We start from the raw sequence: 1,974 nt of genomic DNA on the forward strand, positions 1-1,974 counted from the left end.
AAATAAAGCTGTCTAAAATATAGAATGTCATCTGTTAGCCACGTCACAAGGACGTGGCTTTTTTGCTGTTTTAATTATTAAAAATGAAATATTTTAGTTTAAACCACTAAACCTTCAGTATAAAAAGCTTTACCCTTTTATCGTTAAAATAGGTTCAACTTCTGCAACAATTTGTGCCATGCCGTGTTCTTCATGTGATTCGATGATGGCATTGATATCCTTGTAAGCGTAAGGAGCCTCTTTCTTCAATTCTTCTTCCCATTTCTTGAGTATATCCTGTCTGGATTTAATATCGTTACGGTTCGGATCAATAGGTGTAACAATATTAAACTTGGAAATAAATTCGCGAAACAAAGCATCATCTACTTTTACTGAATCTCCTCTTGAAAGGCTTCGACCAGCACCATGACTAGCGCTGAATAAGCTCTCACGATTGCCTAGTCCTGCAAGAATGTAGCTTTTCGCTCCCATGGATCCAGGTATAAAGACCGGCTCACCCGTAAATTGAAAAGGGGTGTTGGCCATTTGTTCAGCTGACTTTGCTGTGCAAGAGCCTTTGCGATGGATAAAACCTTCGCTGCCATCAATCGTTTCTTCCCATACAAAGTTGTGAGGGGCATCGTAGAGCAATTTATACTCAAAATCTTTTAAGCTTTTGGACAAAGACTTTTGAAGCATAAGCCCCAGAAATAAGCGATTCGCAAAAGCGAAGTTTGCTGCGTTATGAAGGAGGTTCCAATAACGATTCCATTGATATTCATATTGTTCGGAATGAGGCAGGACATAGATCCCATTGCTTGGATGCTTAAGAGAGGCGGGGTAAATTTCTTTAAGCATTTCTTTGATGTTCAGACCTGCCTGCGTGATGCCCGATAGATACAGAGCCTGTATGAATCATAACGACGATTTGGCCAGCTTTGATATTCCATTCCTTTGCCAAAGCATGATTGCGTATATTCACTACTTTCTGAATTTCTACAAAATGATTGCCGCCGCCGATCGATCCAATCTGACTATCATAGGACAAATCATCGCTGCCTAAATAACTATCCAGTCCAACTACTTTATCCGTAATAAATGAACCAAATCGATTTACCTTTAAAAGGTCGTCCTCTTGCTGCTTAGCATCATAAAATTCCCACAAACCATTGCACTTAATCGATTTCTGTGTCTCGAGAATACCCATTAATCCTTCTTTGAAAATAGCTTCACGCTGCACCCTTGTCATTGGTATATGACGTCCGCCTTCAAAGAAAATATGACGAATATCGGATTCGATTTGTTTAAGATTTGACCGGATATCATTTTCCTTCAGCGATGTCGTGTATAACCGCATGCCACAATTAATGTCATTGCCTACAGCTTGAGGGATGACAAATCCTTTGGTGAAGATGGTTGTACCAATCGGAATGCCACTGCCTTTGTGGAAATCGGGAGTGATCGCTACCTCTTCAATTTTTGCATTTTCGTTCGTAAAATAACCGCTAGTGTGCTGTTTCAGGGTTTCTACAGATTCATTGACGGTGAGGAGTTGATCAAGTTCTGCTAAAGCATTTTTTTCAAGCTTAATTTTGTCGTTTATGAAAAAACGGACAGGAATATTTTTGCTATTGTTAATTTTCAAATAGGACCATCCTTTTGATTTATAGGTAGATTATTGACATTAGTAATATTGAAGTATTCGAAAAAGATGCATAACATCGGCAATCATCCTTTCCTAGCTAATGATTTCAATATATCATTTCAAAATTTGAAAAGCATTACCTAATTCGGGCTTTAGCGCAACAAATGGATAGAGAATTACGTTTTATCCATAAATGCTAAAAAAGGAGTGTTTGTTAAATGATGAGAAAATTAATAAAATTGACCATTGCGGGTGTAATGATGTTCTCCATAACAGCTGTCAGTTATGCTGCACCCAAAAAAAGTACACCTGTTATTTTGAAAATGAACAATTATTATGTGGCATATACC

The 1,974-nt window shown here is 38.0% G+C and carries 2 protein-coding genes; both read right to left on the reverse strand.

Going from position 1 to position 1,974, the window contains the following annotated elements:
* Nucleotides 1-129: 129 nt before the first annotated feature.
* A complete protein-coding gene (locus AC1DSE_RS34695) occupies nucleotides 130-837 on the reverse strand; it encodes an RtcB family protein (RefSeq protein WP_477509647.1) in 708 nt (235 codons plus the stop codon).
* Complete coding sequence (locus AC1DSE_RS34700; RefSeq protein WP_477509646.1) at nucleotides 830-1,624, reverse strand: RtcB family protein; 795 nt, start codon at nucleotides 1,622-1,624, stop codon at nucleotides 830-832. The genes AC1DSE_RS34695 and AC1DSE_RS34700 overlap by 8 nt, the downstream gene beginning before the upstream one ends.
* Nucleotides 1,625-1,974: the final 350 nt, after the last annotated feature.

This window comes from Paenibacillus sp. 01L418 (assembly GCF_056400045.1).